Origin of the sequence: Qipengyuania seohaensis (assembly GCF_002795865.1) — a bacterium.
GTDB lineage: Bacteria > Pseudomonadota > Alphaproteobacteria > Sphingomonadales > Sphingomonadaceae > Qipengyuania > Qipengyuania seohaensis.
This window is the reverse complement of sequence record NZ_CP024920.1, coordinates 2,046,744-2,071,503: the sequence shown is the minus strand read 5'-3', so window position 1 is coordinate 2,071,503 and position 24,760 is coordinate 2,046,744. Positions and strand designations below refer to the sequence as shown.

Sequence of the window (24,760 nt, the reverse complement as noted above, 5' to 3'; positions counted from 1 at the left end):
GATATGGAACTCGTCAGCGTAGATATCGGCGGCACGCATGCCCGTTTCACCATCGCCACCATCCGCGACGATGGCACGATCACGCTGAACGAGCCGGAGACGCTCCACACGGAAGACCACGCCAGCTTCCAGACCGCGTGGGAAGATTTTCGCGATCGCATGGGCGGCACCCTGCCCCCCCGCGTGTCCATGGCGATAGCCGGACCGGTAGGCGGCGATGTGATCCGCTTCACCAACAATCCCTGGATCATCCGCCCCGCGCTCGTAAAGGAAAAGCTGGGCGTCGAGAACTACTGCATCGTGAACGACTTCGAGGCCGTGGCCCACGCCGTGGCGCGTGTGGGCGAGGACCAGTTCATCCACCTCACCGGCCCCGACAAGCCGCTCGCGCCGACCGGACGCCTCAGCGTGCTCGGACCGGGCACGGGCCTCGGTGTTGCGCATCTCTATCGCGAACCTGACGGCACTTACCGCGTCTCGGCAACGGAGGGCGGTCACATAGATTTCGCACCGCTCGATCAGATCGACGACGCCATCCTCGCCCGCCTGCGCAAGCGCCATACGCGCGTATCGGTGGAGCGCGTGGTCGCAGGACCTGCAATTTCCGATATCTATCAAACCCTTGCTGCGATGGAGGGTCGTCCGGTCGCCGAGGAAGACGATATCGCGATCTGGACGCGCGGCCAGGACGGCAGCGATAGCCTCGCGGCTGCGGCGGTCGACCGGTTCTGCATGTCGCTGGGTAGCGTCGCAGGTGACATTGCCCTGGCGCAGGGCGGTTTCGGCGGTGTCGTGATTGCAGGCGGCCTCGGCTACCGTATTCGCGAAACACTGCTCAAGTCCGGCTTTGCAGAACGCTTCAAGTCCAAGGGCCGATTCCAGGAACTGATGGCATCGATCCCGGTCAAGCTCATCACCCATCCGCAACCCGGCCTGTTCGGGGCAGCCGCCGCATTCGCAAGAGAACACGCATGAATATTGCCGACATCATGAAAACCGCGCCGGTCATCCCGGTAATCGTCGTGGACGAGGTGGAGCACGCCGTGCCCCTCGCCCGCGCACTGGTCGCCGGCGGGCTGCGCGTCCTCGAAGTGACGCTGCGCACCCCTGCCGCACTCGATGCAATCACCGCCATGAAGCAGGTGGACGGCGCGATCGTCGGTGCAGGTACGGTGACGAACCAGCAGGACCTCGCCAATGCCATCCAGGCGGGCAGCGAGTTCATCGTCTCGCCGGGACTGACCGAACCGCTGGGCAAGGCAGCCATTCGCGAAGGCATCCCCTTCCTGCCCGGCATCGCCAATGCCGGCGACATAATGCGCGGGCTCGACCTCGGGCTCACGCATTTCAAATTCTTCCCTGCCATGGCGGCAGGCGGCCTGCCCGCGCTCAAGGCTTTGGCGGCACCCTTCGGCCAGTGCCGCTTCTGCCCGACGGGCGGAATCTCCGAAGCCAATGCAAGCGAGTGGCTGGCCTTCGACCCGGTACTCTGCGTCGGGGGCAGCTGGGTCGCCCCGCGCGGTCCGGTGGACGAGGCCGCAGTCGAGCAAATGGCGCGCAAGGCCTGCGAACTGGGCCGGTAACCGCCGCTTCCACGACCGTTCCGCCGTGGGACTGCACCTGCTGCGTTCATGGAAAAGCGCGGGTTATTGCCCTATGTACAAAAGCATGAACGCGATTCTCAGATGGATTGGCGGAACCACGCTTGTGGTCGCACTCGGCCTCGCCGCACTGGCGTTTGGCGTGACGAGCAGTGCGCAACCTGAATTCGAGAAGGCGCCCGAAACCGCGGCTCCCACAAAGCTCCAGCCCGAAGCGGCGATCCTCGCAAAGCTGGAAGCCGATGCGAAGCGTCCCTTCACCATCCGGCGTGTCCTTCCGATCGAAGGGCCGATCAAGTATGGCGAATGGCATTGGGACGACGAGGGCGTGCCCGAAGGTCCGTTGCTGATCACGGTCGACCTCGAGGCACGGACGATTTCCGTCTTTCGCGATGGTTACGAAATCGGCGCCGCCGCAGTGATGCTGGGCACGGACGAACATCCCACGCCCACAGGTACATTCCCGATCCTCACCAAGGAACGGCACAATGTCTCGGAGAAGTACGGCAATGCGCCCATGCCCTGGACCCTCCGCCTGACATGGGACGGGATTGCCATTCACGGCGGCTCGGAAGTGCAGAACGGCTATGCCAGCCATGGCTGCGTCGCCATTCCCGACCCGCTAGCCGCCCGGATTTTCGAGATCGCGCAGAAAGGCGACAAGGTCATCATTACCGATGGCAAGCGCATCGGCGTGGGTGACCCTATCATCTAGTTGCCGCGCCGGGGTGGCTCCTTGCTGCAAAAATAGCTTTCATCGCGCCTTTCGACGAGCACGCCTGCGATATTGGCGCGGTCGCGGCCGGTCTTCAGGAAGTCGATCACCTCGCCCAAGCTGATTGTCGCGCCCAGCGTCAGCATTGCCCTGCGCACGAGACGTGCATTGGTGTCGAGCAGGTTCGTATAGGGGACGCGGATCTGACTGCCGCTCACGTCCGCAGAGCGCTCCCAACTCATGTCCGCCAGTGACTGGAGCGTACGCTCCGCCTCCTCCAGATGCTTTGCCGAGCGCGCCAGTGCGGCGGCGTCCAGCCACTCCGCTTGCGCCAGCGCCTTGCGCATCCTGACCCTGTCGTAGCGCTCGTCGAGATTGCTCGGATCATGGACAAAATCGAAATCGCTCGCTTCGACAATCGCGCGGAGTTCATCCCGGCGGAAACCCAGCAGCGGCCGCACGATATCGGCCTCGCACCCCTCAATCCGGGTGCGCGAGCGAATGCCTGCGAGCCCGCCCAGCCCGCTGCCGCGATTGAGCCGCATGAGGACGGTTTCGGCCTGGTCGTCCGCGTGGTGTGCGGTCGCGATGGTCGCGATACCGCGCCGTTGCGCCCAGTCGCCAAGTGCAGCATAGCGCGCAATCCGCGCCTGTTCCTGCGTGTTACCGGGAGCGACTTCGGCCTCAAGGACTTCACACGGGATGCCGAGCTTCCTGCACGCATTTGCGACCAGGGCGCATTCCTGCGCCGCTTCAGGCCGCAGGCCGTGATCGACCGTCGCGACTGCCAGCCCCTCGGGATCTAGGGCCTCGGCTGCAAGCAACAGCATTGCCATGCTGTCGGCCCCGCCGGAAACGGCAAGGCCCAGAACGCCTTGGTCGAGGCGCAGCCGGTTTAGGTCGCCGAGGAATCGATCAATCAATTCATCGGCGACGGCCACGTCAGCTGCAGGTCACGCGGCCGAGATTGCGTTCGTACTGGCCCTGAAGACGCCCTGCCGCGAGTGCGGGATATGTCTCGCCGAATTCGGCCAAGGCGATGCAGGCGCGCTTCGTATCGTCGAGCGCGATCATCGCTTCCGCAAGGTAGAGCAGGCTGTCGCCGGCACGCGGCGCGTTCTTGTCGGCCTGATAATTGCGCAGGAACCAGGGAGCCGCATCATTGGGCTTACCATCGTCGAGATAGGCGCGGCCCAGCAGGTTGCGGCCATAGGTTGCGCGCCAGTGGCTGGGATAGCGTTCCACGAACAGGGTCAGCTGCTGCTGCGCTTCGGGGAAGAAGCCCGCGTCCCACAAACGGTAACCGTAGGAGTATTCGTCATCCGCCGCATCGTCGGTCTGCGGTTTGGCGATCGCCTGGACTGCCGCGACACGCTCCGCGCTGGGTTGCGCGGCCGCGGGTGTCGGAGTGGGCGTAGGCGTCGAGCTTGTCGCCGGCCTGGTGGTCGACGCCGTGCCGGAAGTCGTGGTGGCCGCAGGCGTGGGCGAAGGAGCCGGAGCATTGGCCGCTTCGAGCGCTTCGATCCGTTCTTCGAGCAGGCGCATTGCATTGCCGCCGACCTCGTACTGGGCGGTCAGCCGCTGGAGCTGGGTTTCAAGTGCATCGAGACGCGCGAGAATGTCGGTCACGGCAGTCGTCGATGTCGTCGTGCTCACGCTCGGGCGAGCGGCGGGCTGTCCGGAAATCTCGGGCTCGAAATAGCGTCCGTCGCCGCCCGGGAAGACCTTGCGCTGCAAGGCGCGGACTTCGGCTTCCAGCTTACGAATGCGCGTCTGGGAATCGTCCTGTGCCGCAGCCGGCATGGAAGTCGCCACCAGTGCGGCAGCAAATGCGCCAAGTCCGAAACCACGTGCAATGCGGGTCGATGTCACGCCCGTTCTCCTCAATACGAAATCCATGTGAATCTAGCCCTACCCCCGCGAAACTGTCGAGGGGATGAAGCGGGTTTTCCGCCGTGATCAGGTAGCGGGTGTCGCCGATCCGGCAGCAGGCGCGGAAGGCGTATCTGCGGCCCCTTCCTGCGCGGCTGGTCGGGCGAGCAAAGCCTCTGCCGTCACCGGGACGTCACGCACCACCTCGTCCTCTTCGGAAAGCTTGGGCACGGAACGCCCGCCGATCGTGATCGCCAGCGCATACGGGCGTCCGGTCCATATCTGCGGGCCCTCGGCGTCGCTCGGCACGGTGTATGTGTCGCCAGTATTCATCTGCGCTTCGTACAAGCGTTCCCCATTGACGTCGTAGAACTTGACCCAGGTCTCGTCCATTTCGCTGGTGAATACCACCGGGCCACCGGTCGGCTGCGTGGCCGGAGCCGGCTCGCTCGCCTGCGGATTGTCGGCTGCGGCGAATTGCTCTTCGGGATCCTGCAAGGGTGCAGGCCCAAGCCCGGGAGCGAAGTAGCTGCGGTAAAAGGCGTAAATGCCGCCCATCAGGAGGATCGCCGCGAATACTGCAAACCAGGCAAGTCCGCGACCCGGTACGCGCGCAGGATCGCCCGGCTCGAACTTTGCAGGTGTGGAGTCCGCCTTGCCCTGGTGCTCTGCCAGCTCGGCACGCACCTGGTCGAGTACTTCACGCTCGTCGAGGTCCAACGTGCGCGCATAGGTGCGGCTGAACCCGATGGCATAAGTGCGCGATGGCAGCGAGGCGAAGTCGCCCGCCTCAATCGATTCAAGGTGACGCTGGGGAATCCGGGTTTCTGCCGCGACCTGCTCCAGCTCGAGGCCTTTCGCCTCGCGCGCAGCGCGCAGCCTGTCACCCACGCGGTCCATGCGCGCGCTCTCCTCTTCGACGATGCCGTCTTTTTCCATGCGATTCCCGAATGATTAGTGCCCGGCGGGTGTTCCCGCTCCCGTTGACGCCAGAATGGGATAGCAGGCCCATGTGTCAAGCATTGATCGGGCCGCGACCACGCCTTGGGGACGAGCCGCGCGCGCTACGCGACGAAATCAGTCGAGGTCGATGTCGTTGTCCGCCGCCCATTGAGATAGCTCGGCTCGCATATCCGCCGGCGGATTGAGCAACCAGCGCTGCATCTGCGCCGAAAGGTCGGGCAGATAGACCTTGCGTACCAATTCCTTGATCGGACCAACGGCTGCTGGCGTAATCGAGAACCGCGTGAAGCCGAGCCCCATGAGTGCCAACGCTTCTAGCCGCCTGCCGCCCATTTCGCCGCACACTGCAAGGCGAACCTTCGAGCCGACCATGTTCTTCGCGATCCGGTCCATGAAACGCAGGATCGAGGGGCTGAGCCAGTCATAGCGTTCGGCCAGCTTGGGGTTCGCCCTGTCCGCTGCGAACAGGAACTGGGTCAGGTCGTTGGTCCCCACGGAAATGAAGGACACCTTGGGCAGGAGCAGGTCGAGCACTTCGGCCAGAGAGGGCACTTCGAGCATGCAGCCATATTCGATGCTTTCGGGCATATGGCGGCGGCGCTGGCGGAGGAAATCGGCCTGCTCCTCGAAAATCGCCTTTGCCGCGTCGAACTCCCATGGTTCGGACACCATCGGGAACATGACCGAAAGCTGCCGTCCCGCTGCCGCTTCCAGCAGGGCGCGGGCCTGTGCCTTCAGCAGCCCTTCGCGTTCCAGCGACAGGCGCAGGGCGCGCCAGCCCATGGCCGGGTTCTCGTCCCGCTCGGCAGTGTTGTTGTCGAGATAAGGCACCGCCTTGTCGCCACCGATATCGACGGTGCGGAAGATGACTTGCTTGCCGTCCGCCGCATCGAGGACGTCGCGATAAAGCCGCATCTGCCGCTCGCGCTGGGGAAGCGTCGAGGAGACGAGGAACTGGAATTCGGTACGGAACAGCCCGATACCGTCTGCACCGGTAAGCTGGAGCGCACTGACATCGTCGCGAAGCCCGGCGTTGATCATCACCATCACGCGCGTACCGTCACGGGTGAACGGTTCGACATCGCGCAGTTCGGCATAGGCCGCCTGCTTTTCGCGGTTGCGCGCAAATCGCGTCTCGAACGCGTCCAGCATGGTCTGCGTGGGGCGCAGCGTTACGGTGCCCTTGTCGGCATCGACCAGGATTTCATCGCCCTCGCTGACGCGGGACCGGAAGCCGGGAACCCGCCCAAGGACAGGAATTCCCATCGCCCGCGCAACGATCACGACGTGGGCGGTAAGCGACCCTTCTTCGAGCACTACGCCCTTCAATCGGCGACGGTCGTATTCGAGCAATTCAGCCGGACCGAGGTTGCGCGCGATCAGGATCGTGTCGCGCCTCAGACCCTGCGATGCAGCCGTTCCGAGCTGGCCGGAAACGATGCGCAGCAACCTGTTCGACAGGTCTTCCAGATCGTGCATCCGGTCGGCGAGAAGGGGATCGTCGATCTCGCGCATCCGCATGCGCGTGCGCTGCTGGACCCGTTCGATCGCGGCCTCGGCAGTCAGTCCGCTGTCGATCGCTTCGTTGATCCGGCGGCTCCAGCCCTCGTCATAGGCGAACATCTTGTAGGTCTCGAGCACCTCGACATGTTCGCCGCCCTTGCCGAATTCGGGCTCCTTGCCCATCGCGTCGATCTGGTCGCGCATCTTGTCGAATGCCCGGTAGACACGCTGGCGTTCGGCCTCGACGTCTTCCGCCATGACCTGATCGATTTCGATCCGCGGCTGGTGGAAGACTGCAGCACCGGCGGCCAGGCCTTTCACCAGGGTCAGGCCATCGAACACTTCCATCTCGGTCGATGGTTCGCCGAAACCGAGATCGGCTTCGTCATCCACGAGTTCCTTGTGCGCGATGAGTTCGGACAGGACCATGGCGGTGGTCTGCAGCGCCTCGATCTCGACCTCTTCGTATTTGCGAGGTTCCATGTGCTGGACGCACAGCACGCCGACCGCGCGTTCGCGATAGACGATGGGAACGCCGGCAAACGAATGGAACTTTTCCTCCCCCGTTTCAGGGCGATAGAGGAAGTCCGGGTGAGCTTTCGCTTCCGCCAGGTTCAGGGTTTCGATGTTCTGGGCGATCGTCCCGGTCAGCCCTTCGCCGATCCCCATACGCGTGACGTGAACCGCCTCCGGATTGAGGCCGCGGGTGGCGAACAGCTCGAGCATTCCTTCGCGCAGGAGGTAGATCGAGCACACTTCGCTCGACAGCGCATCGGCAATGATCTCGACCACGCGATCCAGCTTGTGCTGGGCGTGCGTGCGCCCAGCCATAACTTCGTGAAGGCGCGTGAGAATCTGGCGAGCTGATGCAACTGCTGACATGGCTCGCAGCTATAGCAAGATTGGTGGCTTGCGAAAGCGGGACGGTGGCACGAGGCCATGCCCCGCCTTCGATGCGGCCCCCTTAATTGGCGGCCAGTTCTTCCTTGATCCGAAGCTTCTGCCTCTTGATCTTCTGGATCATCGCGATGTCGGGCGCCGGGCGGGTCTGTTCATCGTGCAGGCGAGCTTCGAGCCCGGCGTGCTTGGCCTTCAGTGCGTCGACATGTGATGAGTGCATCGGGTTGTCTCCTTCGTGAGCTTGCGACCCATTAGAAGCGACTCGTGCCATTGCGGAACGAGCCGCAGACCGATTATCAAATCATACTATTTCGAATTTACAAAGCCCCTCCTTAGGGTCATGCGACAGGCCGAGATTTTGGGAAGACGATCGTGAACGAACAAGAGCTGCGCAAACGCCTGGAAATGCTGCGTAGCGAGCATCGCGACCTCGATGTTGCAATTGCCGTGCTGACCGAAGCGGGCGACCAGGGCGGCTTCACCGACCAGCTCCAGATCGCCCGACTGAAGAAGCGCAAGCTGATCCTGAAAGACCGCATTTCCATCATCGAGGACAATCTCATTCCCGATATCATCGCCTGAGCGCGCGTCTCTTAGCGGGACAAGCCCGCCACCGCGTTGGCACATTAACGCGTATTGCTCTATCGGCCCGGACACATGATCGCATCCACAGCCATAACCCAGCAAATCGTGGAAGAACTCTACGCCGAAGCGCTGCTTCTGGCGGATGAGGCACGCGCCGCCTTCGACCTGAGCGATGCGCAGGACCCGGTCCTTGAAGCCAATGAAGTCCGCATCGCAATGTCGATCGAAGCCCTTCGCACGACGACGCGGGTAATGAATTCCCTGGCATGGCTGCTCAACCAGCGCGCCTATTTCTCCGGTGAACTGAGCCGCGAGCAATTGAAGAAACACGGCACGCTCGGCGAAGAGCGCCCTTCCGACCCGCGCAACATGGCGCGGCTTCCGCTCAAGGTGCGGTCCCTGATCCGCGACACCGAGCGCCTGCATGGCCGCGTGGCACGTCTCGACCGGGAACAACGCTCACGAGACGCGGCGAATGACGATCCGGTCGGCAGCCTCCAGGGGCGCATAGCCGACGCGTTCGGCGCCGCCTGATCAGGCTGCCGAGAGCGCCTTGGCGTAGCGTGCGAGCCGGGCTTCGCGCACATCCGCATCCATCGACGGCTTGAAGGTATCGGCCTTGCCGCGCATCTGCGCCGCGGCCGCTTCGAGCGAGGGATATAGCCCTGCCCCGACGGCCGCACAGACCGCTGCACCAAGCGCGGTCGTCTCCACGAACTCGGGCCGCTCGACATCGATATCGAGAATGTCGGCGAGATCTTGCGCCATCCAGTCATTGGCGCTCATCCCGCCGTCGATACGCAGGCTCGCCCAAGGTGCGCCATCGGCGGCGAATGCCTGCGCGAGATCATGCGTCTGGTGCGCCATCGCCTCCAGCGCAGCGCGCGCGATCTGCGCCTTGCCGCTGGCGAAACTGAGACCCGAGATGACGCCGCGCGCTTCGGGCATCCAGTGCGGCGCGCCAAGTCCGGCAAGCGCAGGCACGATCACCACTTCGCCGCTGTCCTCGATGGACCGTGCCAGTTCTTCCGTCTGCGCGGCGCTTTCTATGAGGCCCAGTTCGTCGCGCAGATATTTGATCAGGCTGCCCGCCACGAAACAGGCGCCCTCGATCGCATAGGTCCGCTGGCCGCCCGACTGGTGCAGGACCGTGCCGAGAAGCCGGTGATCCGAGCGGGGAATGTCGCTGCCCTTGTTGGTCAGGACGAAGGCGCCGGTTCCGTAGGTCGCCTTGGTTTCGCCGAACGAGAGGCAGCCCTGCCCGATCGTCGCCGATTGCTGGTCGCCCACGAGACCGGTGATGGGGACCGCCTGCCCCAGCCATTCATCCGTGGCGACGGCCAGTTCGCCATGCGTATCGACGACCTGTGGCAGGCTTTCGCGCGGAACGCCGAAAAGCTTGCACAGATCCTCGTCGAACTGCTCACCATCAAGCGCAAGCAGCAGGGTCCGGCTGGCGTTGCTGGCATCCGAAATATGAGTTCCGCCAGACAGCTTGAAAACCAGCCAGCTTTCGACCGTTCCGAAAGCGAGCGTGTCGTTGTCGTGCGCAGCGCGCACCGCCTCGTCATTGTCGAGCATCCAGCGCATCTTCGTGCCCGAAAAATACGGGTCCAGCAGCAGGCCGGTGCGCTGTTGGACCGACGGTTCGTGCCCCGCATCCTTCAGCTTCGCGCAGAAATCCGAAGTCCGGCGATCCTGCCAGACGATGGCGCGTGCCAATGGCTCGCCGCTGTTGCGGTCCCATGCGACAACGGTTTCGCGCTGGTTGGTGATGCCGATGGCCGCAATCCGTCGAGCGTCCTCGCCCACTGCTTCGCGCATGCAGCCGAGCGTCTTTTCCCAGATTTCCGCCGCATCGTGTTCGACCCAGCCGGGGCGCGGATAGTGCTGCGTCAGTTCGGCCTGAGATACCGCCTCCAGCCCGCCCTGCCTGTCGAAGACCATCGCCCTGGTGGACGTCGTTCCCGCGTCGAGAACAAGAATACACTCGGCCATGATTTCTCCCTCTTCACCGGCAGGTGGTGACATGAACCGCCACCTCCCCCATATGCAACCCCATGGCAGGTCCTCCTCCCAAACCATGGCCCACGGGCGAAGCGCAACAGCTCGAACCGCTGGTCAGGCGCGTGCTCGCCCCCAACCCCTCGCCCTATACCTATACGGGGACGCAGTCCTACGTGGTCGGCATCGGCGGCGGCTGTGCGGTGATCGATCCGGGTCCGGACGATCCCGAGCATCTCCTGGCGCTGGATGCGGCCATCGGTGACGAGCATGTCTGCGCGATCATGTGCACGCACACGCACCGCGACCACTCGCCTGCCGCCCGCCCCCTTGCCGCGCGTACGGGTGCGCCCATCGTCGGATGTGCCCCACTCGTCCTCGACGATAGCGGTCCGCGCGCCGACGCGTCGTTCGACCGCACCTACGAACCCGACCGCGTGCTGGCCGATGGAGAGGCGATGACCGGCCCGGGCTGGACATTGCGCGCCGTTGCAACGCCCGGCCACGTGTCGAACCACCTATGCTTCGCGCTGGAGGAAAGCGGCGCCCTGTTCACCGGCGACCATGTCATGGGCTGGTCCACTAGCGTCGTCGTGCCGCCCGACGGGGACATGGCCGATTACATGGCCAGCCTCGAAAAACTCTACGCCCGCGAGGACCGCGTTTTCTATCCGGCCCATGGTGAAGCGATCGAGAAGCCGCGCCAGATGGTCCGGGGGATGATCGGCCATCGCCGCCAGCGCGAGAACCAGATCCTGCGCCACCTGGAGGACGGCCCTCTGGAAGCCGCCGGTTTCGTACCCAGGATGTACAAGGGGCTCGATGCGCGCCTGCATGGCGCGGCCAGGATGTCGGTTACCGCCCATCTCATCGATCTGGAACGCCGAGGACTGGTGCAGCGTTCTGGAGAGGTATGGCAAACAACACCGAGCAAACAGACACCCTAGAAACCGGCATCGTCACGAAACCGCGCAAGGAGCAATCGCTCGCGCGGGTACAGGCGGTTCCGTGGCTCATCGTGATCTTCCTGATTGCCGCATGTGCATGGCTGGGCTGGCGCGCGTTCTTCTACCAGGAGGAAGGCGATCCGGTTGGAAGCGCGATGCTTGCGTTCGAGAAACAGAATTCGCTTACGGTTTTCTCCTCTCGCTTCGAAGTTGTGGCGGAAAGCGTCGACAAGCGTGGTGTCTTTGGCGTCGACCTGCTTGAGAGCAGGCAGGCGGCAGTCATTCCGGCGACGGTCGAATATCGGCTCGACCTATCGCGAATGGATCGCGACCGCTTCGAATGGGACGAGGCCAGCGACACGCTCGGGGTAATCCTGCCTGCACTAAAGATTTCGCGCCCCAATCTCGACGAAGGATCGCAGACCACCTTCACCGAAGGCACTTACGTCAGCCGCGATGCGAGCAGCGATCTTGCCCGCAACAACTCGCGACAGGCTGAACGCAAGGCGGCGGAATTTGCCAAGAACCCGCAGGTTATCGCCATGGCGCGCGGTGCTGCCAAAGAGGCGGTGCGTCAGAACCTCGCCATCCCGCTCCAAGTCGCGGGCTACGAGAACATAACAGTCAATGTTCGTTTCGACGGGGAAACACCAGCGGACTGATTGACGGCCCTCCGCTCCCCCGATAGCTTTCGCGACATAACGATAAACATAAATGGTCGCGTGAACTTGGGGGAGGGAACGACCATGGCATCTACTGCTGCGCATTCCGGATCGAGCGCTATTCGGGGCGAAACCCGCTTTTTCACCATAATGGCGGTAGTCATGTCGACGATTATCGTCGCGGGCTTCTCGCTCAATCTTGCGATGGGCCGGTCCAGCTTCAACGTCCCCTGGGCCTATCACGTCCACGGCATCATCTTCATGTCCTGGATCGGGCTGTACCTCGCCCAGCACTTCACGGCCTCGTCGGGCAATTGGGCTCTCCACCGCAAGCTCGGCAAATTCGCCTATCTTCTGCTGCCGGTCATGCTGGCTGCCGGATCCCTCATCATGGTTGTCGTCGCGCAGCGAACCGGCGGCCCATTCTTTTTCGATGTGAACGAATTTCTCATCAGCAATCTGGCGCTGGTCTGGTGCTTCGGTTTCCTCGCTTTCTGGGCGCTGCTGAGACAACGCTATACGGGCTGGCACCGGCGGTTGATGCTGTGTTCCATGGCCATCCTGCTGGGGCCGGGCGTCGGGCGCCTGCTGCCCCTGCCGCTGATGATACCCAACGCGTGGATCATCACCACCATCATCACGATGATCTTTCCCGTGATCGGCATGATCGCCGACAAGCGCAAGCTCGGCCGCGTCCATCCGGCCTATTGGTGGGGCCTCGGAATCTACGCCGGTGTGTTCGTCGCCTCGATGCTGTTTGCGTATTCTCCGCTGGGATACGCGGTCACCGATTGGGTTATTGCAGGGACGCCCGGAGCGGAGCGCCCGATGGAAGCGTTTCTCCCGCCCGGCTTCACAATGTAGCGGTTCGCGGAACCCCCTCGCCTCGCCAGCCATTCTGTCTATAAGCGCATCAAACGCATCAGACGGGACAGATTATGACTGCCGAAACCAGCCTGCCGACCGGGGAAGACCTGCTCAGCGAAATCGATCGTCTCCGCAAGGAGAAGAACGCGATCATCCTGGCGCATTACTACCAGACAGCCGATATCCAGGACATCGCCGATTTCGTGGGCGACAGCCTGGAATTGTCGCGCAAGGCAGCGGAAACCGATGCCGACGTCATCGTCTTTTGCGGCGTGAAGTTCATGGCCGACACGGCCAAGATCCTCAGCCCCGAAAAGATCGTGGTCCTCCCCGACATGGACGCCGGTTGCAGCCTTGAAGACAGCTGCCCGCCCGAAAAGTTCAAGGCGTTCCGCGAAGCCCACCCCGATCACATCGCGCTGACCTACATCAACTGCTCGACCGAGGTGAAAGCGCTGTCGGACGTGATCGTCACCAGCTCCAGCGCGGAAACGATCATCAGCCAGATCCCCGAAGACCAGAAGATCATTTTCGGCCCCGACCGTCACCTTGGCGGCTACATGAGCCGCAAGTTCAACCGCGAAATGCTGCTGTGGCCGGGCGTCTGCATCGTGCACGAGGCTTTCAGCGAGACCGAGCTGCTCAAGCTCAAGGCCCAGCACCCCGATGCGCCCGTCGCCGCGCATCCCGAATGCCCGCCGACGATCATCGACCATGCCGATTACGTCGGCTCTACCAGCGGCATCCTGCAGTTCGCCAAGACTTTCGAAGGCGATACGCTGATCGTAGCCACCGAACCGCACATCATCCACCAGATGGAAAAGGCCCTGCCCGAGAAGAATTTCATCGGCGCACCGGGGGCGGACGGCAACTGCAGCTGCAACATCTGTCCTTACATGGCGCTCAACACGATGGAGAAGATGTACGCTTGTTTGCGCGATCTCGAACCGCGTATCGAGATCGAGGAAGGCCTGCGCCTGAAGGCCAAGCAGAGCCTCGACCGGATGCTCGAAATGGCCAGCGGCACGATCGGAAAAGGCGATCTCGGAAAAGTCTGAGGCACCGAGAGCGGTCATGCGCGTTTAGCCCTGCATGACCGCTGAAATCCGCTTTTTCTGGGCGCGCCTCAACGCCAATTACTGGTTCTATCCGGCGCTTTTCTCGATCCTTGCCGCGATCCTTGCGTTTACAATGGTCTGGCTCGATCGTTCCGGCTTTGCCGAGTTCCTCAACGATGTGAACTGGGTTATTCCTGCCCGTCCCAAGGGTGCAGCGGACATGCTCACCGTCATGGCAGGCAGCATGATCGGTGTCGCCTCGACGGTATTCTCGATCACGATTGCGGCGGTCGCCTATGCCAGCGGTAACTACGGACCGCGCCTGCTGACGAACTTCATGGAAGATCGCGGCAACCAGCTGAGCCTTGCGACCTTTATCGGCAGCTTCGTCTATTCCTTGCTCGTCCTTCGGGCAGTCCGCGCCGAAGACGAAACGCCCGCCACGATCAGCGACGCCACCACCACCGCACTACCCGGCTTCACACCGCAACTCTCGCTACTCGTCGCTTATGTCCTGCTCGGTCTGTGCGTTGCCGTGCTTGTCTTCTTCCTCAACCACATCCCGTCCAGCATCCGCATCAACAAGGTGCTCGAAGGGATTGGCGGCCGGCTTCTCGAAGCCATCCGCGAGACCTATCCTGTCGAGGATGAATTCTCCGATGCGCGCGAACCCGAAGGCGGCGATCCGATTACCGCCTGGAGCACGGGCTATGTGCAGCTCATCGATTTCGAGGATCTCGAGAAAATCGCGCGCGATTGCGGCTGCACCTTCTCGCTGGTCGTGCGGACCGGAGACTTCGTCCACCGCGAAATGGAACTCATTTGCATCAAGGGATGCAAGCCGGAAAAAATCGAGGACCGCGTGCGCGAATGTTTCACGCTCGGGGCCACGCGCACGCCGGAACAGGATCCGCAATTCCTGATCGACGAGCTGGTCGAGATCGGCCTGCGAGCGCTCTCGCCCGGGATCAACGACCCTTTCACTGCCATTACGGCGCTACACTGGCTTGGCGCGGCCACGGCAGAAGTGGGGCGCCGGGATCTGCGCAAGAACGTGTGTGCAGAGGACGCGGAAGATTGCCCGGTGATCCCGGCCCCCGACGGGTTCGATCATTATGTCAAACGCGGTTTTGGCGCGATCCGCAGCGCGGTTGCGACATCGCCCATCGCATCGGAGGTCATGCTCGATACCCTCGCCAATGCGGCGACCCCGCTCGAGCACGAGGGGCGCCAGGCCAGCCTCAAGCAAGAAGCCGACAAACTGGCGGAACAGGTCAAGCTGAACCTTGCCGGCCCGGACCTCGAACGGTTCGAACAGCACCACAGCGAATTCAACCGCACTTTCTGGTGAGCGTCAGCGCGTTCGCGGGACCTTGGCCTTGCCCGCCGCACTGCGGGCGATGACGAGGGCCGTTCCCACCAGCGCCATGCCTGCGACATCCAGCAGGGTGAGCATTTCTCCGAAGACCGCCCAGCCGATCGTCGCACCGATAGCCGGCTGGAGCAGGAGAGCCATGCCGATGATCAGCGGCGGGAAATGGCGAAGCGAGAAGACGAGCAGGCCCTGCCCGATGATCTGGCTCGACAGTGCCAGCAGGACGACCGGTTGCCATCCGGCTTCGCCCGGCCAGATCGGTTCGCCGCTTGCGAGCGCGATGGTCAGCAGGATCGGCGAAGCGGCCAGCGAAACCAGCAAGAGGACGCTCCACTGTCCCAATGCCGTTCTCGCGCGCTGTGCGGGCAAGAGGTAGAAGGCGTAGAATAGCCCAGCGGCAAGGCAGAAGAGGTCGCCGACGAAGCTTTCCTGCGAAATCTCGAGGCTGCGACCGAGAAGAATCGCAGCACCCAGCAGGGCCATTGCGACCCCTGAAAACTCTCGACCGGATGGCGCACGGCGCAGGGCAATTAGCCCCCAGATCATCAGGATCACGCTGCCCGAATTGCCGAACAGGACAGCATTGCCGAGCCGGGTCCGTTCGATCCCCACGTGCCAGCTGGCAAGATCGAGCGCGAAGAACACCCCGGCGGCGATAGCAAACAGCGCAAGCCGCCCGTCGAGTGGTTCGGGCGACCGTGTACGCCAGGCGAGCAATGCAAGGATCGGGATCGGCAGCAGCAAGCGCCAGAACGCGGACGAGACAGGGCCCGTATCCGCCAGCCTAACCAGCCATGGCCCGAGAGCCAGCGCAAAGTTGCCGGCAAGAAGGGCGGCGAAGTGCCACGCTCCGGGCTGAAAGCCATTCTTGTCGGCCTGGGCGCTTGTTTCGCTCATCCCGGCCCCCTAGCTCTCCTGTCACAAGGAAGTCAGCAAAAAAGGACTTGTCCCACATGCATGCAAAGCTGTTCGAACCGCTCGCTCTAGGCGCCATCGAAACGAAGAACCGCGTCTACATGGCCCCGCTCACTCGCGGTCGTTCGACGCAGCCCGGCTCCATCCCGAACGACATGATGGCGACTTATTACCGCCAGCGCGCAGGGGCAGGCCTGATCATTTCCGAAGCCACCGGCATCAGCGTGGAAGGCCTGGGGTGGCCCGCCGCTCCCGGCATCTGGAGCGATGAACAGGTCGAAGGCTGGAAGCCCGTGACGCAAGCCGTGCACGAGGAAGGCGGCAAGATCGTATTGCAGCTGTGGCACATGGGCCGCCTCGTCCATCCGGATTTCTTGGGCGGCGAGCCGCCGGTCTCGGCCAGCGCCACCTGCGCTCCCGGCCATGCCCATACATTCGAGGGCCGCAAGGATTACCAGCCAGCCCGCGCGCTCGGCACGGACGAAATCGCACGCGTGGTTGAAGATTACCGCCACGCCGCCGAGAATGCGAGAAAGGCTGGTTTCGACGGCGTCCAGCTACACGGCGCGAACGGCTATCTGGTCGACCAATTCCTGCGCGACAGCACCAACCAGCGCGATGACGAATATGGCGGCAGCCCGGAGAACCGCACGCGTTTCCTGCGCGAAGTGCTGACTGCCCTGATCGACGTGTGGGGAGCCGACCGCGTCGGCGTGCGCCTGTCACCCAACGGCGAGACGCAAGGCTGCGACGATAGCGATCCGCCCGCAACCTTCGGTGCCGCCGCAAAGGTGGTCGAGGAACTCGGCCTCGCCTTCCTCGAACTGCGCGAGCCGGGACCGGAAGGCACATTCGGCAGCACCGACGTGCCCAAGCAGAGCCCGCTGATCCGCCAGATCTATTCGGGGCCGCTCGTACTCAACAGCGACTATTCGCCCGAAGATGCGGTGGCGGACATCGAAGCAGGTCGTTGCGATGCCGTCAGCTGGGGCCGCGACTTCATCTCCAACCCCGACCTGCCGGAGCGTTTCCGCCTGGGCGCAAGCCTGCAACCAAATGTAAACGTGCCGCAAAGCTGGTACCTTCCGGGACCGGAGGGATACATTGATTACCCCATGCTAACCAAACAGGAGCACACTCCGGCAGAGTGATTCGCACCAGTCCGGCGCGTTTCGCCCGCTAAGGAGGGTTGTCGTATGCGCTCGTGGATCCATGTCCCGGCGGACAAGGAAAAGGCCCTGGGCCAGGTTGCAGGCAGCGGCGCAGACGTCGTGGTCGTCGACCTGGCCCGAGCCGCCAACGCCGATGCCAAGCAGCATAGCCGCCTTGCGGCACGCGACTGGCTGGTATCGCATCGCGAGCAACTGGTTGCTGCCCGCCGGTTCGAACGGTGGGCGCGTGTCGGACCGGTCTCCAGCCCGCAGTGGCGCGACGATCTGGATGCAGCACTCGAAGGATCACCGGACGGAATCGTCTTGGCGGGTTGTTCGAGTAGCGAAGATATCCAGCAGTTCGCTGCCATGCTCTACGAGGGCGAAGCGAAAGCCGGACTGCGCAGCAATTCGATCCATATCGTGCCGGAACTAGGAGGAAGCCCGGCAGCCGCGCTGAACCTCGCCGCGTTCGCGAGCGAACTGCATCCGCGCATCGTGGGATATGGCTGGGATGCGGCTTCTCTGGCGCGCACGATCGGCGCACGAAGAATGCGGGGTCCAGGCGGCTTGTGGATCGATCCGCTCGCCCACGTGAGGGCTCAGGTACTGCTTGCTGCCCACGCACGCGGATTACAGGCGATAGAGGCGGGTTTCCGCGATACCCGCGATGCGGAAGGTGCTGAGCGGGCGATCAAGGCAGCACGCGCCGACGGCTTCACCGGCATGATCGCGGTTCATCCGGCGCAGGTAGATCCGATCAATAAGGCCTTCCAGCCGTCCCCCGATGAATCTGCAGAGGCACGCGAACTGATCGGTCTGTTTTCGCTCAATCCCGGCGCCGAAATTCTCCCCTTTCGGGGACGGTACGTGGGTCAGGCAGACCTGGTCCGCGCCAAGGTGCTGATCGGCGAGAGTTAGGCTTCGCCCTCGGCGTCAGCGCCTTCTGCCTCGTCCGCAGGCTCTGCGGGTTCCGCAGCACTGGGCTCTTCGGCGCTATCGTCTTGCGTTTCCGCAGCATCGCCATCGGAAGAGGCAGCTGTAGGCTCGTCATCCGATTTCTGCCTCAAGGGAGGAGCCTGTGAAGTCTGCGTGGCAAGCGGGAGCATATCGTCACTGATAGTGCCGCCCAGCACCTCGCCCTCTGCGGTCTGCATCCCGTCATCGGCCGCGACCTCGCCAGGTTCGTCCTGGCAACCTGCCATCAGCAACGCGCCTACGGCAATTATCGCAATACGTTTCATGGCAGCGCACATTCCTTTCCGGACAAGGCGGCGAGAAAATCGCCAGCCCGTCGCTTGAGCGCCTCGTCGAAGGCGTCAGGAGCAGTGACATGGCCCAGCCGCGCCATGCTTGTCACGCCGAATTCTTCGATCCCGCACGGGACGATCCCCGTGAAATGAGAAAGGTCGGGGTCGAGATTGACCGAAAAGCCATGCATCGTGACCCACCGCCTGACACGTACGCCGATGGCCCCGATCTTGGCATCGCGCCCGTCGATATCGCGCGTCCAGATGCCTATCCGCCCTTCGGAACGCCAGCATTCGACCCCGAGGTCACCAAGTGTCGCGATGACCCAGCCTTCGAGTGAGTGGACGAAGCAGCGCACGTCGCGGCCACGTTCCTTCAGGTCGAGCATGACATAGCCGATCCGCTGGCCCGGACCGTGATAGGTATAACGGCCACCGCGACCAGCCTCCACCACTTCGAACCTGGGATCGAGCAGTTCGGCCCCATCGGCACTGGTACCCGCGGTGTAGACTGGCGGGTGCTCGAGCATCCAGAGGAGCTCTCGCGCGTCTCCCTCGGCAATCGCCCGGTTGCGGGTCTCCATTTGCTCAAGCGCTTCGCGATAGGGAACCCGCGCCTTTTCGGCACGCCATTCGACGCTATCGGTGAGCAAATCGTCCATCGTGATTGCGTGGCAATGCCCGCTGCGCTTATCAAGTGGGAAAGAGAGGGTAACGCGATGAAATTCGACTTCGACAAGGGCTGGACCGAGGCGCTTGCAATGATCCGCAGCAATTTCGGGCTGCTGGCCACGATCGCGGGTGTCCTGATCTTCCTGCCGTCCGCATTCGCCGCGATCCTGTTCCCAGACGCGAGCCTGCAGATTGCCGGCGGCAATTCGGCGCAGCCTGACATGGACCAGTTGCAAGCAGCCATGCAGACGCTGGTTGCCGAATATTGGTGGCTGTTCCTGATCGTATTCCTGCTGACCAGCCTTGCGCAATTGGCGATGTTCGCCTTCATGCGCCGCCGCGCTTCACCCACGGTCGGGGAAGCACTCGGAACTGCTGCCGGTCTCCTGCCTAGCTTTGTCGGCGCCTACATATTGCAAGTGCTGGCGCTGACGGTCCCTTACGTGCTGCTTGTGGCATTGCCGGCATTTGCCGGCCTCGCACCGATCGCCCTTGTCGGAGCATTGGTGATGATCCCGCTGGTCATTTACCTGATGATCAAGTTCTCGCTGACGACGGCAGTGATCGGCCTCGAGGGGGAGCGCAATCCCGTCGCTGCCCTTCGCCGGTCCTGGAAGCTGACGAAGGGCAATTCGTTCCGGCTGCTCGGCTTCTATCTCCTGCTGGCAGTTGCCGCTTTCATCCTGTTCCTGCTCGCAGGCTGGATCGTGGGACTGGTCTTCTCGTTCGGGGGTCCGGAAACGGTCAGCTTCGGCACGGCCCTCTTCGCGGGCGTCGTCGATGCCCTATCGTCGGTATTCATGGTCAGCATCTTTGCCGCCATCCATGCCCAGCTGTCGCGCCTGTCGGTGGCGGACGACAGCCTCGAAGCCTAGTTCTTCGGTTCTTTCCAGCCCCAGAACAGCTGGCATGGCAGCACGTTGAGCGCCTCGAACCCGCGTTCGATCCGCTGGAAGTGCGGCGCCATGTAATCGCGCGCCTTGGCGGAGAACTGGTACACGAGAAACGCGCCGCCGGGACGGATGACGCGGTAGGTTGCCTCTGCAATCGCGGGGCCTACGCCCGCTGGCAGGGTCGAAAACGGCAGGCCCGAAAGCACGTAATCGGCGTGATCATGCCCATGTGCCTTGACGATCTCCTCGACATCGGCAGCCGACCCGTGAACGGCAGTAAAGCGACTGTCGATGAAGTGCTTGCGCAGGTAGTCGATATAGAGCGGGTTGGTGTCGATCACGATCAACGCACCATCGCGCGGCAGGCGATCGAGAACGGCCTGGCAGAAAGTCCCGACCCCCGGCCCGTATTCGACGAACAACTTGCATTCGTCCCATTTGACCGGGCCCAGCATCTTTTCGATGGTGAAGCGCGAGGACGGGATGATCGAACCGACCATCTTGGGATGTTCGATAAAACCGCGAAAGAAGACGCCCCACTGGCCGAAAAACCGCGCTGCTTTCTGTTTTAACGAGCGCCTTTCGAGCGCGCCGACATTGTTGCCTCCGGTCAAGTCCGGCCCCTTCACATATCGAAAAGACAAGCACTTGCTGTGGCAGGCACGCTTGGCCATTGCAAGCAGGACCGGCTCGGCGTAGCCCGCAAAGCCTATGGCAGATGCCGATCCTTCCGACGCCGTGACGTCACCGGTCGCCAAGGCGCCAAAGCCCATCTCGCGCGAGCGGATGACGCTGCTGTTTGCAGTTATGCTGACGACGGCTGCCGGTAACACCGCAATGCAGTCGGTCATGCCCTCCATCGGCACGGCCCTTGAAATCGACGATGTCTGGATCAGCCTTGCCTATAGCTGGTCCGCCCTCCTGTGGGTCGTGTGCGCGCCGTTCTGGGCCGATCGATCCGACCGGCGCGGCCGCAAGGCCATGATGGCGCTGGGGATGATCGGGTTCATCATATCGATGGCGCTTTGCGGGCTTGCGCTGTGGTTCGGCCTCATCGGCCTCTTAAGCGGAACGGCAGCGCTCATGGCCTTTGCCGCCGCGCGCAGCCTTTACGGCGGGTTCGGCAGCGCAGCGCCGCCTGCCGTGCAGGCTTATGTCGCCAGCCGCACACCGCGCGCCGAGCGAACGCAGGCGCTGTCGCTGATCGCCTCTAGTTTCGGGCTGGGGACGGTGATCGGCCCTGCACTCGCGCCCCTGATGGTCCTGCCCTTCGTAGGGCTGACCGGGCCCTTCATCATCTTTGCCCTCATCGGGATCATCACTCTCATGGCCCTGCGCCTGAGGTTACCGAACGACGAACCGCAATTCGCAGCAAGGGGCAGCGCCTACGATGCTCCCTATGCGGGCGCCTCGCACTCGGCGGACCTAGACGAGGACGAGGACGAGGAAGAGGTCGAACCGCACAAATTGCGCTGGTTCGAACCGCGCCTGCGCCCCTGGGTCACAGTGGGTCTGCTGGGCGGACACGCGCAAGCGATGGTGCTCGGCATTGCGGGCTTCCTGGTGCTCGACCGGCTTGGCCTGCGCGACACGCCGGCGGAAGGCACTGGCCCGGTTGGCCTGGTCCTGATGGCAGGCGCTATCGCGACCTTGCTTGCACAGTGGGGCCTCATCCCGCGCCTCAACCTGGGACCACGCGGCGCAACGTTATCGGGCATCGCGGTCGCAGGTTTCGGCGTGGCCATGCTGGGCGTTGCCGACGATATCCATTCGATCGCGCTCAGCTTCGCGATCGCGTCGCTCGGCTTCGGCCTTTTCAGGCCGGGATCGACTTCGGGCACATCGCTCGCCGTCACCCGCGCGGAGCAGGGGCAGGCTGGCGGTGTCACAGCCTCGGTTGCCGGTGCCAGCTACATCTACGCGCCCGCGCTCGGGGTATGGCTGTACGGTCATTCCGACTGGCTGGGCTTCGGCCTGATCGTCGCGCTATGCGCCATCGTGTTCGTCTACGGGTGGTTCAGCCTGCAGCCCGACAGCAAGCTGACGCGCGAGCGCACCTAGAGAATTTCGAGGACCTTGTCCTGCGGCCGGCAAAGGCGAACGCCCTTTTCCGTTTCGACCAGCGGCCGTTCGATCAGGATCGGCTCTGCCGCCATCGCTTCCAGCACTGCTTCATCCGAAGCGTCCGGCAGGCCGCGCTCTTCGGCATCGGTCCCGCGCTTGCGCAGGCCCTCCGCAGGAGAAATGCCTGCATCCTTGTAAAGCTGCGCAAGCTTGTCGGCGCTGGGCGGCGTCTTGAGATACTCGATCACCTCCACGTCCACCCCGGACAGGTTCTCCAGGATCGCCAGCGTCTTGCGCGATGTTCCGCATTTCGGGTTGTGCCAGATGGTCGCTTTCATGGGAGGTCTCCTGATGTCTTGGCGCTGCATCTAATCGTCTGATGCGATCAGTGAAAGGCACGCTTGCGATTTTTTCATCGCCTATTGCGCGATTAGCGGTTGCTAATGCGAATGGCTCTCAATAGCAGGGCGTCACGAGATTGAGAATCAATCGCAAGAACAGAAAGCTTTGCATGAAACCGACCACCCTCGCCCTTCTTGCCGCGACAACTGCGCTCGCCACTCCGGCCTATGCAGCGGAAGAGGCGCAGCCCGAACGCGATTACCTGCCCACCGACATCGTCGTCACGGGCGACCGTTCGGACGGCTACGATAACGACGACGGCTCCACGGCTACCAAGACGCCGACGCCGCTGATCGACGTACCGCAGGCGGTTTCCTTCATCACCGAAGACCAGCTCGAAGACCAGTCGATCCGCCAGCTCAATGATGCCCTGCGCTATGTCCCGGGCATCAGCATGGAAACCGGCGAAGGTCACCGCGACGAAGTGTTCATTCGCGGCCAGGAAACCACTGCAGACTTCTACATCGACGGGCTGCGCGACGACGCGCAGTATTACCGCTCGCTCTACAATATCGACCGCGTCGAAGTGCTGAAGGGCGCCAATGCGCTAATCTTCGGGCGCGGCGCGGGCGGCGGTGCGATCAACCGCGTGGCCAAGCGCGCAGAACTGGGCGATGTCTTCACCAGCGGCGAAGCCTCCGTCGATACCTTCGGTGCGTTCGCCCTGCTGGCCGACGTAAACCAGGCCGTGTCGAACGACGTCGCGCTGCGCCTCAACGCGACCTATGAGGAATTCGACAACGATCGCGACTTCTACAACGGTCGCTTCATCGGTGTATCGCCGACGGTAACCGCAGCTCTCGGTGCGGATACGACGTTGATCGCCAGCTATACCTACGACAATGACGAACGCGTCACCGACCGCGGCGTACCCTCGCTCGACAATCGTCCGCTAACCGGTTTCGACAGCACCTTCTTCGGCGATGCCGGTTTCAACCGCTCGGAAGTCGATGTGCACATCGGCCGCGTCCGCCTCGAACATGATTTCAACAGCGGCCTCACTGCCAATGCCACAGTCCAGTTCGCCGATTACGATAAGGTCTATTCCAACATCGTCCCCTCGGGCACCGATGGCGAAACCGTCACGCTTGGCGGCTATCTTGATGCGCAGCAGCGCACAAACTGGATCGGCCAGGCGAACCTCGTCTGGGAAGCGGACTTTGGCGACACCCTGTCCTCTACCCTGCTCTTCGGCATGGAAGCGGGCCGCCAGGATTCGGCCAACCAGCGCCAGAACGTCTCCTTCACCCGCACGGTGGATGCGAGCGATCCCGATGCGCTGCAGCCGAACGAGACGCCGCTGACGGACGTACTGTTCATTCCTCCCTTCCAGCTCGATCCGGTATCCCGCTCGCGCGATAGCGATCTCGAAACGCTCTCCTTCTACATCCAGGAACAGCTCGAAATCGGCCAGTTTCTCGAACTGGTGGCAGGCGTTCGCTGGGATCGCTTCGACCTCGAAACCGTGAACGTGCTCAATGGCCAGCCGGGCGACCGGGTCGACGAGAAGTTCAGCCCGCGCCTCGGCCTGATCGTGAAGCCTACGCCGGACCTGTCGCTCTATGCGTCCTATTCGGAAAGCTTCCTTCCCCAGGCGGGCGACCAGTTCTTCATCCTGTCGCAGGGCGATGCCCAATTCGAGCCCGAGAAGTTCACCAATTACGAACTCGGCGCCAAGTGGGCCCCGCTCGACAAGGTCCTTCTGAGCGCGGCAATCTTCCGTCTTGAGCGGACCAATATCCAGGCTCCCTCGCCCACGGACGAGACGCTGACGGTGCTGGCTGGCGAAAGCCGCATCGAAGGCTTCGAATTCAGCGCGGTCGGCGAGATCGCCGATTTCTGGAAGGCCAATCTCGGCTACACCTATCTCGACGGCGAATTGCTCAACGACAACGCATTCGGCGATGCCGGCCAGCGCTTGCAGCAATTGCCCAAGCACTCGATCAGCGCCTGGAACCGCTTCGATGTGACCGAGCAGCTGGGCTTCGGCTTCGGCGTAATCCACCAGTCGGAGCAGTTTGCAAGCTTCTCCAACACGGTGGTCCTGCCCAGCTACTGGCGCGTCGATGCCGCCGCTTACTACACCGTGAGCGACCGGCTGAGCGTGCAGCTCAACATCGAGAACCTGTTCGACGAAGACTATTATCCGAGCGCGCACGGCAACAACAACATCCAGCCGGCCGATCCCTTCAGCGCACGCATCGGCGTCCGCTTCGAGATCTAAGGGCACTGCACGCACAGAGAGCGACTTTCCTACACGCGCGTTATTGCGCAGTGGGGAAGTCGCTCTTTCTATTGGTCGATCAAGCGTTTGCGTAACGAGGTGTCACCCGGCCCCGGGACAGGGAAGCACGATTCTTC

General features: G+C 63.0%; 26 protein-coding genes. 15 read left to right on the top strand and 11 right to left on the bottom strand.

Annotated elements, in window-relative coordinates:
• Nucleotides 1–3 precede the first annotated feature (3 nt).
• The 3 genes from glk to CVE41_RS10135 all read left to right on the top strand — a co-directional run bounded on the left by glk (nucleotide 4) and on the right by CVE41_RS10135 (nucleotide 2,316).
• A complete protein-coding gene (glk, locus tag CVE41_RS10145) occupies nucleotides 4–975 on the top strand; it encodes a glucokinase (RefSeq protein ID WP_100260538.1) in 972 nt (323 codons plus the stop codon).
• On the top strand, nucleotides 972–1,583 hold the full coding sequence (gene eda / locus CVE41_RS10140; protein ID WP_100260537.1) for a bifunctional 4-hydroxy-2-oxoglutarate aldolase/2-dehydro-3-deoxy-phosphogluconate aldolase: 612 nt from the start codon (nucleotides 972–974) through the stop codon (nucleotides 1,581–1,583). The genes glk and eda overlap by 4 nt, the downstream gene beginning before the upstream one ends.
• 85 nt (nucleotides 1,584–1,668) lie before the next feature.
• Entirely contained in the window at nucleotides 1,669–2,316 is a 648-nt protein-coding gene (locus CVE41_RS10135) for a L,D-transpeptidase family protein (protein ID WP_100261485.1), read from the top strand.
• Here CVE41_RS10135 and tilS read toward each other — a convergent pair.
• From tilS to CVE41_RS10110, 5 genes are all read right to left on the bottom strand, one after another.
• Nucleotides 2,313–3,257 carry a tRNA lysidine(34) synthetase TilS gene (tilS, locus tag CVE41_RS10130; protein WP_100260536.1) on the bottom strand — a complete coding sequence of 315 codons (945 nt, stop codon included), beginning with the start codon at nucleotides 3,255–3,257 and terminating at the stop codon, nucleotides 2,313–2,315. The genes CVE41_RS10135 and tilS overlap by 4 nt on opposite strands.
• 1 nt (nucleotide 3,258) lies before the next feature.
• Nucleotides 3,259–4,119: a tetratricopeptide repeat protein gene (locus CVE41_RS10125; protein WP_232725855.1), complete on the bottom strand. Its 861-nt coding sequence runs from the start codon at nucleotides 4,117–4,119 to the stop codon at nucleotides 3,259–3,261.
• 156 nt (nucleotides 4,120–4,275) lie between these two features.
• Nucleotides 4,276–5,127, bottom strand: coding sequence for a helix-turn-helix domain-containing protein (locus CVE41_RS10120; RefSeq protein WP_100260534.1), 852 nt, complete (start codon nucleotides 5,125–5,127; stop codon nucleotides 4,276–4,278).
• 138 nt (nucleotides 5,128–5,265) lie between these two features.
• Nucleotides 5,266–7,536, bottom strand: coding sequence for a phosphoenolpyruvate--protein phosphotransferase (gene ptsP, locus CVE41_RS10115; RefSeq protein WP_100260533.1), 2,271 nt, complete (start codon nucleotides 7,534–7,536; stop codon nucleotides 5,266–5,268).
• An 82-nt stretch (nucleotides 7,537–7,618) separates the two neighbouring features.
• Nucleotides 7,619–7,774: a YdcH family protein gene (locus CVE41_RS10110; RefSeq protein WP_100260532.1), complete on the bottom strand. Its 156-nt coding sequence runs from the start codon at nucleotides 7,772–7,774 to the stop codon at nucleotides 7,619–7,621.
• A 152-nt stretch (nucleotides 7,775–7,926) separates the two neighbouring features.
• On the opposite strand from CVE41_RS10110, the gene CVE41_RS10105 reads away from it, so the two are divergent.
• Nucleotides 7,927–8,136 carry a YdcH family protein gene (locus CVE41_RS10105; RefSeq protein ID WP_100260531.1) on the top strand — a complete coding sequence of 70 codons (210 nt, stop codon included), beginning with the start codon at nucleotides 7,927–7,929 and terminating at the stop codon, nucleotides 8,134–8,136.
• 75 nt (nucleotides 8,137–8,211) lie between these two features.
• Complete coding sequence (locus CVE41_RS10100; RefSeq protein WP_100260530.1) at nucleotides 8,212–8,673, top strand: DUF1465 family protein; 462 nt, start codon at nucleotides 8,212–8,214, stop codon at nucleotides 8,671–8,673.
• On the opposite strand, the gene glpK is transcribed toward CVE41_RS10100, so the two are convergent.
• On the bottom strand, nucleotides 8,674–10,137 hold the full coding sequence (glpK, locus tag CVE41_RS10095; RefSeq protein WP_100260529.1) for a glycerol kinase GlpK: 1,464 nt from the start codon (nucleotides 10,135–10,137) through the stop codon (nucleotides 8,674–8,676). It lies immediately after the preceding gene.
• 62 nt (nucleotides 10,138–10,199) lie between these two features.
• On the opposite strand from glpK, the gene CVE41_RS10090 reads away from it, so the two are divergent.
• The 5 genes from CVE41_RS10090 to CVE41_RS10070 all read left to right on the top strand — a co-directional run bounded on the left by CVE41_RS10090 (nucleotide 10,200) and on the right by CVE41_RS10070 (nucleotide 15,028).
• The gene (locus CVE41_RS10090; RefSeq protein ID WP_100260528.1) at nucleotides 10,200–11,090 is read left to right on the top strand and encodes an MBL fold metallo-hydrolase; all 891 of its coding nucleotides are present in this window, start codon (nucleotides 10,200–10,202) and stop codon (nucleotides 11,088–11,090) included.
• Nucleotides 11,057–11,752, top strand: a complete 696-nt coding sequence (locus CVE41_RS10085; RefSeq protein WP_100260527.1) for a DUF4230 domain-containing protein — start codon at nucleotides 11,057–11,059, stop codon at nucleotides 11,750–11,752. The genes CVE41_RS10090 and CVE41_RS10085 overlap by 34 nt, the downstream gene beginning before the upstream one ends.
• An 84-nt stretch (nucleotides 11,753–11,836) precedes the next feature.
• A complete protein-coding gene (locus tag CVE41_RS10080; RefSeq protein ID WP_100261484.1) occupies nucleotides 11,837–12,616 on the top strand; it encodes a hypothetical protein in 780 nt (259 codons plus the stop codon).
• A 74-nt stretch (nucleotides 12,617–12,690) separates the two neighbouring features.
• On the top strand, nucleotides 12,691–13,677 hold the full coding sequence (gene nadA / locus CVE41_RS10075) for a quinolinate synthase NadA (RefSeq protein WP_100260526.1): 987 nt from the start codon (nucleotides 12,691–12,693) through the stop codon (nucleotides 13,675–13,677).
• Between the two features lie 34 nt (nucleotides 13,678–13,711).
• Entirely contained in the window at nucleotides 13,712–15,028 is a 1,317-nt protein-coding gene (locus tag CVE41_RS10070; protein WP_100260525.1) for a DUF2254 domain-containing protein, read from the top strand.
• 3 nt (nucleotides 15,029–15,031) lie between these two features.
• On the opposite strand, the gene CVE41_RS10065 is transcribed toward CVE41_RS10070, so the two are convergent.
• A complete protein-coding gene (locus tag CVE41_RS10065) occupies nucleotides 15,032–15,949 on the bottom strand; it encodes a DMT family transporter (RefSeq protein WP_100260524.1) in 918 nt (305 codons plus the stop codon).
• 56 nt (nucleotides 15,950–16,005) lie between these two features.
• Between CVE41_RS10065 and CVE41_RS10060 the strand changes: the two genes are divergently transcribed.
• Both CVE41_RS10060 and CVE41_RS10055 read left to right on the top strand, forming a co-directional pair.
• On the top strand, nucleotides 16,006–17,118 hold the full coding sequence (locus tag CVE41_RS10060) for an alkene reductase (RefSeq protein ID WP_100260523.1): 1,113 nt from the start codon (nucleotides 16,006–16,008) through the stop codon (nucleotides 17,116–17,118).
• A gap of 45 nt (nucleotides 17,119–17,163) precedes the next feature.
• Nucleotides 17,164–18,039 carry an HpcH/HpaI aldolase/citrate lyase family protein gene (locus CVE41_RS10055; protein WP_100260522.1) on the top strand — a complete coding sequence of 292 codons (876 nt, stop codon included), beginning with the start codon at nucleotides 17,164–17,166 and terminating at the stop codon, nucleotides 18,037–18,039.
• On the opposite strand, the gene CVE41_RS10050 is transcribed toward CVE41_RS10055, so the two are convergent.
• Nucleotides 18,036–18,362, bottom strand: coding sequence for a hypothetical protein (locus tag CVE41_RS10050; protein WP_157799477.1), 327 nt, complete (start codon nucleotides 18,360–18,362; stop codon nucleotides 18,036–18,038). The genes CVE41_RS10055 and CVE41_RS10050 overlap by 4 nt on opposite strands.
• Entirely contained in the window at nucleotides 18,359–19,030 is a 672-nt protein-coding gene (gene lipB, locus CVE41_RS10045; RefSeq protein WP_100260520.1) for a lipoyl(octanoyl) transferase LipB, read from the bottom strand. Before lipB ends, CVE41_RS10050 begins: the two co-directional genes overlap by 4 nt.
• Nucleotides 19,031–19,045: 15 nt before the next feature.
• On the opposite strand from lipB, the gene CVE41_RS10040 reads away from it, so the two are divergent.
• Nucleotides 19,046–19,915 (top strand): glycerophosphoryl diester phosphodiesterase membrane domain-containing protein, encoded by an 870-nt coding sequence (locus CVE41_RS10040; RefSeq protein WP_100260519.1) that lies wholly within the window; start codon nucleotides 19,046–19,048, stop codon nucleotides 19,913–19,915.
• Here CVE41_RS10040 and CVE41_RS10035 read toward each other — a convergent pair.
• Complete coding sequence (locus CVE41_RS10035; protein WP_100261483.1) at nucleotides 19,912–20,547, bottom strand: class I SAM-dependent methyltransferase; 636 nt, start codon at nucleotides 20,545–20,547, stop codon at nucleotides 19,912–19,914. The genes CVE41_RS10040 and CVE41_RS10035 overlap by 4 nt on opposite strands.
• 97 nt (nucleotides 20,548–20,644) lie before the next feature.
• Between CVE41_RS10035 and CVE41_RS10030 the strand changes: the two genes are divergently transcribed.
• Nucleotides 20,645–21,994, top strand: coding sequence for an MFS transporter (locus tag CVE41_RS10030; RefSeq protein ID WP_100260518.1), 1,350 nt, complete (start codon nucleotides 20,645–20,647; stop codon nucleotides 21,992–21,994).
• Here the strand turns inward: CVE41_RS10030 and arsC are convergent.
• The gene (arsC, locus tag CVE41_RS10025; RefSeq protein ID WP_100260517.1) at nucleotides 21,991–22,335 is read right to left on the bottom strand and encodes an arsenate reductase (glutaredoxin); all 345 of its coding nucleotides are present in this window, start codon (nucleotides 22,333–22,335) and stop codon (nucleotides 21,991–21,993) included. The two genes, CVE41_RS10030 and arsC, sit on opposite strands and share 4 nt — an antisense overlap.
• Before the next feature lie 173 nt (nucleotides 22,336–22,508).
• Between arsC and CVE41_RS10020 the strand changes: the two genes are divergently transcribed.
• Nucleotides 22,509–24,623 (top strand): TonB-dependent receptor, encoded by a 2,115-nt coding sequence (locus CVE41_RS10020; protein WP_100260516.1) that lies wholly within the window; start codon nucleotides 22,509–22,511, stop codon nucleotides 24,621–24,623.
• The last annotated feature ends 137 nt before the right edge of the window (nucleotides 24,624–24,760 follow it).

Bases quoted from the DNA above. Each gene is read 5' to 3' on its own strand.
- arsC (WP_100260517.1), bottom strand. From the start codon at position 22,335: ATGAAAGCGACCATCTGGCACAACCCGAAATGCGGAACATCGCGCAAG.
- ptsP (WP_100260533.1), bottom strand. From the start codon at position 7,536: ATGTCAGCAGTTGCATCAGCTCGCCAGATTCTCACGCGCCTTCACGAA.
- CVE41_RS10030 (WP_100260518.1), top strand. From the start codon at position 20,645: ATGGCAGATGCCGATCCTTCCGACGCCGTGACGTCACCGGTCGCCAAG.
- CVE41_RS10110 (WP_100260532.1), bottom strand. From the start codon at position 7,774: ATGCACTCATCACATGTCGACGCACTGAAGGCCAAGCACGCCGGGCTC.
- CVE41_RS10080 (WP_100261484.1), top strand. From the start codon at position 11,837: ATGGCATCTACTGCTGCGCATTCCGGATCGAGCGCTATTCGGGGCGAA.
- CVE41_RS10020 (WP_100260516.1), top strand. From the start codon at position 22,509: ATGAAACCGACCACCCTCGCCCTTCTTGCCGCGACAACTGCGCTCGCC.
- CVE41_RS10120 (WP_100260534.1), bottom strand. From the start codon at position 5,127: ATGGAAAAAGACGGCATCGTCGAAGAGGAGAGCGCGCGCATGGACCGC.
- glk (WP_100260538.1), top strand. From the start codon at position 4: ATGGAACTCGTCAGCGTAGATATCGGCGGCACGCATGCCCGTTTCACC.
- CVE41_RS10090 (WP_100260528.1), top strand. From the start codon at position 10,200: ATGGCAGGTCCTCCTCCCAAACCATGGCCCACGGGCGAAGCGCAACAG.
- eda (WP_100260537.1), top strand. From the start codon at position 972: ATGAATATTGCCGACATCATGAAAACCGCGCCGGTCATCCCGGTAATC.
- nadA (WP_100260526.1), top strand. From the start codon at position 12,691: ATGACTGCCGAAACCAGCCTGCCGACCGGGGAAGACCTGCTCAGCGAA.
- CVE41_RS10070 (WP_100260525.1), top strand. From the start codon at position 13,712: ATGACCGCTGAAATCCGCTTTTTCTGGGCGCGCCTCAACGCCAATTAC.
- CVE41_RS10060 (WP_100260523.1), top strand. From the start codon at position 16,006: ATGCATGCAAAGCTGTTCGAACCGCTCGCTCTAGGCGCCATCGAAACG.
- glpK (WP_100260529.1), bottom strand. From the start codon at position 10,137: ATGGCCGAGTGTATTCTTGTTCTCGACGCGGGAACGACGTCCACCAGG.
- lipB (WP_100260520.1), bottom strand. From the start codon at position 19,030: ATGGACGATTTGCTCACCGATAGCGTCGAATGGCGTGCCGAAAAGGCG.
- CVE41_RS10100 (WP_100260530.1), top strand. From the start codon at position 8,212: ATGATCGCATCCACAGCCATAACCCAGCAAATCGTGGAAGAACTCTAC.
- CVE41_RS10055 (WP_100260522.1), top strand. From the start codon at position 17,164: ATGCGCTCGTGGATCCATGTCCCGGCGGACAAGGAAAAGGCCCTGGGC.
- CVE41_RS10050 (WP_157799477.1), bottom strand. From the start codon at position 18,362: ATGAAACGTATTGCGATAATTGCCGTAGGCGCGTTGCTGATGGCAGGT.
- CVE41_RS10065 (WP_100260524.1), bottom strand. From the start codon at position 15,949: ATGAGCGAAACAAGCGCCCAGGCCGACAAGAATGGCTTTCAGCCCGGA.
- CVE41_RS10135 (WP_100261485.1), top strand. From the start codon at position 1,669: ATGAACGCGATTCTCAGATGGATTGGCGGAACCACGCTTGTGGTCGCA.
- CVE41_RS10125 (WP_232725855.1), bottom strand. From the start codon at position 4,119: ATGCCGGCTGCGGCACAGGACGATTCCCAGACGCGCATTCGTAAGCTG.
- CVE41_RS10040 (WP_100260519.1), top strand. From the start codon at position 19,046: ATGCCCGCTGCGCTTATCAAGTGGGAAAGAGAGGGTAACGCGATGAAA.
- CVE41_RS10085 (WP_100260527.1), top strand. From the start codon at position 11,057: ATGGCAAACAACACCGAGCAAACAGACACCCTAGAAACCGGCATCGTC.